This window comes from Streptomyces phytophilus (assembly GCF_013870535.1).
Lineage (GTDB): Bacteria > Actinomycetota > Actinomycetes > Streptomycetales > Streptomycetaceae > Streptomyces > Streptomyces phytophilus.
Genome location: NZ_JACBXC010000301.1, coordinates 1 through 5,774 on the forward strand (window position 1 = coordinate 1; position 5,774 = coordinate 5,774).

General features: G+C 71.2%; 5 protein-coding genes. 1 reads left to right on the plus strand and 4 read right to left on the minus strand.

The features are described 5' to 3' along the window. Positions 1-319: 319 nt before the first annotated feature. The 3 genes from H5J30_RS15475 to H5J30_RS15485 form a co-directional block, all read right to left on the minus strand. Entirely contained in the window at positions 320-1,051 is a 732-nt protein-coding gene (locus tag H5J30_RS15475; RefSeq protein WP_181788014.1) for an aggregation-promoting factor C-terminal-like domain-containing protein, read from the minus strand. A gap of 416 nt (positions 1,052-1,467) precedes the next feature. Continuing rightward, a complete protein-coding gene (gene phoH2, locus H5J30_RS15480; RefSeq protein WP_181788015.1) occupies positions 1,468-2,796 on the minus strand; it encodes an RNA 5'-3' helicase PhoH2 in 1,329 nt (442 codons plus the stop codon). A 321-nt stretch (positions 2,797-3,117) separates the two neighbouring features. Further along, positions 3,118-3,897: an isoprenyl transferase gene (locus tag H5J30_RS15485; RefSeq protein WP_181788016.1), complete on the minus strand. Its 780-nt coding sequence runs from the start codon at positions 3,895-3,897 to the stop codon at positions 3,118-3,120. 129 nt (positions 3,898-4,026) lie between these two features. Between H5J30_RS15485 and mgrA the strand changes: the two genes are divergently transcribed. After that, positions 4,027-5,052: an L-glyceraldehyde 3-phosphate reductase gene (gene mgrA / locus H5J30_RS15490; protein WP_258563332.1), complete on the plus strand. Its 1,026-nt coding sequence runs from the start codon at positions 4,027-4,029 to the stop codon at positions 5,050-5,052. A 282-nt stretch (positions 5,053-5,334) separates the two neighbouring features. On the opposite strand, the gene H5J30_RS15495 is transcribed toward mgrA, so the two are convergent. Then, positions 5,335-5,774: prepilin peptidase (locus tag H5J30_RS15495; protein WP_181788017.1), on the minus strand; the 440-nt coding region annotated here is incomplete at its 5' end.

Genomic DNA, 5,774 nt, shown 5'->3' on the forward strand with positions numbered 1-5,774 from the left:
ATCCGGCTGGCCCGCTCGCCCACCCCGCCGAGCCAGTCCGTCATCTTCGACATAAAGGTCCTCACGCCGCCTACGGTCCCGCCGCAGTCCCGTCCGTCACCCGCACGACCGTACACGGGTCATGCCTGCGGGCGCGGCCCGCTCCGGCCAACTGGGGTCGGCCGTCGATCTCCCGTCGTTCGCGGCGCAGGCGGGGGACCGACGACAGACCCTAGGACGTGCCCGGCGCGGACGGCGGTTCCGCGGGCATGCGAAACGCCCCCGGCTGTGAAGCCGGGGGCGTGTCACACGCGGGTGGCGCGGGGTGCTGCGCCGTGGTTCAGTACCAGCCGTTGGCCTGCCAGAACTCCCAGCCGCCGCAGGCGCTGCCGTAGCGGTCGTTCATGTAGTTCAGGCCCCACTCGATCTGAGTGGCCGGGTTGGTCTGCCAGTCGGCGCCGGCCGAGGCCATCTTCTCGCCGGGCAGCGCCTGCATCAGCCCGTACGCACCGGAACTCGGGTTGGTGGCGGTGTAGTCCCAGCCCGACTCGTGGTCGACGATGTTGCTGAAGCACTGGTACTGGTCGGCCGGCACCATCTGCCGGGCCATGGCCTGTACGTCGGCGACGGAATAGGACGACTGCGGGGCGAAGTCGCCCGCGTCGGCGGATGCCGACTCGGACTCGGCCGCCGCCGAGCGGCTGGCCGCCTCGGCGGCCTCCCGCTCCTTCTCCGCGGCCTCTTCGGCCGCCTTGCGCTCCGCGGCCTCCTTCTTCTCCTCCGCGGCCTGGGCGGCGGACTTGCGTGCCGCCTCCTCGGCCGCCTTGCGGGCGTCCGTGTGTGCGGCGTCGGCCTGGGCGTCCGCCTGCTCCGTGAGGGAGGCGGTCTGCACCTGGGCCGTAGCGCCAGCGGGTACGTCGGCGAGGAGTGTCGCGTCGGCGGCGGTCGCCTCGACGTTGGCCGTCGAGTCGTCGCCCTTCTCCGCGCCCGTGGCCACACCGACGACAGCGCCGACAGAGGTGACCGCGGTGGCGGAAGCCACGGCGAAACCCCGGACCGAAATCCGGCTCACACAAAGTCCTTCCAGCGTCGCCCGCTTCGGTGACCTCGCGGACGCGTCCCTGCCCCTGACACTGGCCTCCCCTTGTTCCGGACCGCCGACTGTGGCGGACCGACTGGTCACGGGAGGCGCGGGCCCGGCAGCCCCCGCGTCCGCGGGGACCAGTACTGCGCTCGGGCGGCGTACGGCGGCTCTGTTCAGTTGAGTCGTGCTGCACCGGGGTCGGTGCCGGGCCGTACGCAGGGCCTGACGAGTCCCAGACTCTGCCGGAGACGGACACCCGGACGCAATTCCCCGTCCAGTGGGAAAGCTCACACCGCGTTTGCCCCTCGCTGTTGACGGAAACCCGTGCGAAGCACTGGGCGCAACAGCTAAGCTGCTGCGCCCAGTTCACACGTTCAGGAAGAAGCATGGGGAGCAGTATCCCGTTATACCCGGCCGTCTTCCAGCATTTCGGTCACCAGCGCGGCGATCGGCGACCGCTCCGAGCGGTTGAGCGTCACATGGGCGAAGAGCGGGTGCCCCTTCAGCTTTTCGACGACGGCCACCACGCCGTCGTAGCGGCCGACGCGCAGATTGTCCCGCTGTGCCACGTCATGGGTGAGTACGACGCGGGAGTTGGTCCCGATCCGCGAGAGCACGGTCAGCAGGACGTTCCGCTCCAGCGACTGCGCCTCGTCGACGATCACGAACGAGTCGTGCAGCGAACGGCCCCGGATGTGGGTCAGCGGCAGCACTTCGAGCATGCCGCGCGCGATGACCTCCTCGATCACCTCGCGCGAGGTGACCGCGGACAGGGTGTCGAACACCGCCTGCGCCCACGGGCTCATCTTCTCGGCCTCGGTGCCCGGCAGGTAGCCGAGCTCCTGGCCGCCGACCGCGTACAGCGGCCGGAAGACCATCACCTTCTGGTGCTGCCGGCGCTCCAGCACCGACTCCAGGCCCGCGCAGAGCGCCAGCGCGGACTTGCCCGTACCGGCGCGCCCGCCCATCGACACGATGCCGACGTCCTCGTCCACCAGCAGGTCCAGGGCGATCCGCTGCTCGGCGCTGCGGCCGTGGATCCCGAAGACCTCCCGGTCGCCGCGGACCAGCCGGATCCGCCCGTCGGGGGTGACCCGGCCGAGGGCCCGGCCGCGCTCGGACTGCAGCACGAGCCCGGTGTGCACCGGCAGCTCGTCCGCCTCCGGCACCGAGACGACCTCCGAGGCGAACAGTTCGTCGACCTGCTCGCCGCTGAGCATCAGCTCGGACATCCCCGTCCAGCCGGAGTCCGTGATGGCCAGCTCCGCGCGGTACTCCTCGGCGGCCAGTCCCACGGACGACGCCTTGATGCGCAGCGGCAGGTCCTTGGAGACGACGGTGACGTCCTGCCCCTCGGCCTGGAGGTTGCGCGCGACGGCCAGGATGCGGGAGTCGTTGTCGCCCAGGCGCCCGTGCTGGTTGAGGAGGGCGACGGGAAGCACCCCGATGTCGGTGTGGTTCAGCTCCACGCGCAGCGTGCCGCCGAGGTCGCCCAGCGGGATCGGCGCGTCGAGCCGGCCGTGCTTGACCCGGAACTCGTCGAGCTGGCGGAGCGCCTGGCGGGCGAAGTAGCCCAGCTCCGGATGGTGCCGCTTGGCTTCGAGCTCGGTGACCACCACGACGGGCAGCACCACCTCGTGTTCGTCGAACCGCGCCATGGCCCTGGGGTCGGCCAGCAGGACGCTCGTGTCGAGGACATAGGTGCGCCGGTCAGGCTTCTTGCTGTTCACCACGGATGGACGAACCCCCTCGGATGAGGTCGGCACGCGACGGAGTCGCGGGGATCGGGCCGGGCGTCCGGTCCCGTGCGGCCACGCGGGCGCGCAGGACCGGGCCCCGGCCCTCCGCTCCGTCCGTACGTGCGATGGTGCGCTGCGCACGGACCTCGTGATGCGGCACGTGGTGCAAAGGGCCCTCCCGGGCGGGCGGTGCGGTGGACCGCCTGCTAGCACGGATATTCCCTCGCGAGCCCCGGGGCATGCAATGCCTGTGACCGACGGGCCGAAACGGTGGCTATCTGGTAGGAGAGGGGTAAAGGGCGCGCCGGGGTGGTTTCAGCCGCCGAAACGGCGGTGGCGGGCCGCGTAGTCGCGCAGGGCGCGCAGGAAGTCGACGCGGCGGAACGCGGGCCAGAAAACCTCGCAGAAGTAGTACTCGGAGTGCGCCGACTGCCACAGCATGAACCCCGACAGCCGCTGTTCGCCGCTGGTCCGGATCACCAGGTCGGGATCGGGCTGGCCGCGGGTGTAGAGGTGCTGCGCGATGTGCTCCACCTCGACGGTCTCGGCCACGTCGGCGAGCGTACGGCCCTGGTCGGCGGCGTCGCCGAGCATCGAGCGGACGGCGTCGGCGATCTCCTGCCGGCCGCCGTAGGCGACGGCGACGTTGACCAGGACGGCGCCGCTGCCGGCCCCCGTGCCCACGTCGAGGGTGGCCTCCTCCGCCTCCTTGAGGATCCGCTGGGTCTGCATGGGCAGCAGGTCGAGGTTGCCGACGTGGTGCACCCGCGCGCCGCCGCGCACGGCGACGCCGGAGACGGCCTCCTCGATGATGGCGAGCAGCGGGTTCAGCTCGGGCTCCGGCCGGTCCAGGTTGTCGGTGGACAGCAGCCAGAGCGTGAGCACCTCGACGTCCGTCTCGCGGCACCAGCGGATCAGCTCGTGGATCTTCTCGGCGCCGGCCTGGTGGCCCTGCTCGGTGGTGCCGCCCGCGGCGCGGGCCCAGCGACGGTTGCCGTCCAGGATGACGCCGATGTGCTTGGGCACACGGGCCGGGTCGAGACGGCGCTCAAGGCGCTTCTCGTATACGCGATACACGATGCCGCGCCAGGTCATCCCGCGTTCAGCCCTTCCGTCGTACGTTCGGAGTACCCCCCGGAAGGCGCCACAGTACTGCCGGTTGTGCCACAGTCCTGTCACAGGGGCGCACCGGGTTCGTGATAGGCAGGTTTTGTGAACAGTCTTTTGCCTTACCTGCCAGCAGACACCCGCTACGACGCCATGACCTACCGCCGGACGGGTCGCAGCGGCCTGAAGCTCCCGGAGATCTCCCTCGGTCTCTGGCACAACTTCGGCGACGACCGCTCCCTGGAGTCGCAGCGCGCGATCCTGCGGCGCGCGTTCGACCTCGGCGTGACCCACTTCGACCTGGCGAACAACTACGGCCCGCCGCCCGGCTCCGCGGAGGAGAACTTCGGCCGGATCTTCGCCGCCGACTTCCGCCCGTACCGCGACGAGCTGGTGCTGTCGACCAAGGCGGGCTACCTGATGCAGCCGGGGCCGTACGGCGAGTGGGGCTCGCGCAAGTACCTGCTGTCGTCGCTGGACGCGTCGCTGGCCCGCATGGGCGTGGAGTACGTCGACATCTTCTACTCGCACCGCTTCGACCCGGACACCCCGCTGGAGGAGACGATGGGCGCGCTGGCGTCCGCCGTGCAGCAGGGCAAGGCGCTGTACGTCGGCGTCTCCTCGTACACCGCGGAGCAGACGCGCGAAGCCGCCCGGCTGCTGCGGGAGATGGGCGTACGGCCGCTCATCCACCAGCCCTCGTACTCGATGATCAACCGCTGGACCGAGGACGACGAGCTGCTCGACACCCTGGAGGCGGAGGGTATGGGCTGCATCTCCTTCGCGCCGCTGGCGCAGGGGATGCTGACCGACAAGTACCTGAACGGCATCCCGGAGGGTTCGCGGGCCGCGCAGAACAAGTCGCTGGACCCGGAGCTGCTGACGGACGAGGTCGTCCGGCGGCTGCGCGGGCTGAACGGGATCGCGCGCGGGCGCGGGCAGTCGCTGGCGCAGCTCGCGCTGGGCTGGGTGCTGCGCGATCCGCGGATGACGTCGGCGCTCATCGGCGCGTCGAGCGTGGCGCAGCTGGAGGCGAACGTCGCGGCGCTGGGCGCGGCGGAACTGACGGCGGCGGAGCTGGCGGAGATCGACGGGTTCGCCAGGACGACGAGCGGCGTGAACATCTGGGCCGGACGCGGCTGAGAGCCCGTGTTGCAGGGGCCCGGCAGGGTCCCGTCCGCAGAAAGGGAACGGGCCGGTCCGTGGGGGGGATACGGACCGGCCCGAGGGGGGGAGTTCCACCATAACCCAGGGTGAGGGGTGCTCAGTACCGGAACGGACGGGACACCTCGAAAAGTGCTCGCTCCGTGACGGTCCGTATACGAACTCCGCTGCGATCAGGTCACTCGCACGGGGCGGTACGCGGCTCACAGGAGTGGTTCGGGGGGCGTGCGGGGCGTACGGGCGGACCCGTGCCCGCGCCGCTCAGCCGGCCGCCAGTCCGCCGGCGACGAGCCCCGCGAAGGCTCCGACGATCATGAACGGGCCGAACGCGATGCCCGTCTTCCGGCCGACCCGGCGGGCGGCCAGCATGGTGACCGCGTACCCCGCGCCCAGCAGCAGACCGGCGAACGAGCCGGTGAACAGGACGTCCCAGCCGTACCAGCCGAGCGCGACGCCCAGCACGAGGGCCAGCTTCACGTCCCCGAAGCCCATGCCGGCGGGGTTGATGAAGAAGAGCACGAAGTAGGCCGCCCCCAGCGCGATACCGCCCAGGACGGCGCGCGTCCACGATCCCGCGCCTCCTATGAGCGCCGCACCCCCCAGCAGCACCACGGCCGCCCCCGCGAGCGGCAGCGTCAGGACGTCCGGAAGCCGCCGCACCGCCCGGTCGACGGCGAAGAGCAGCACGCCGAACGGCGCCA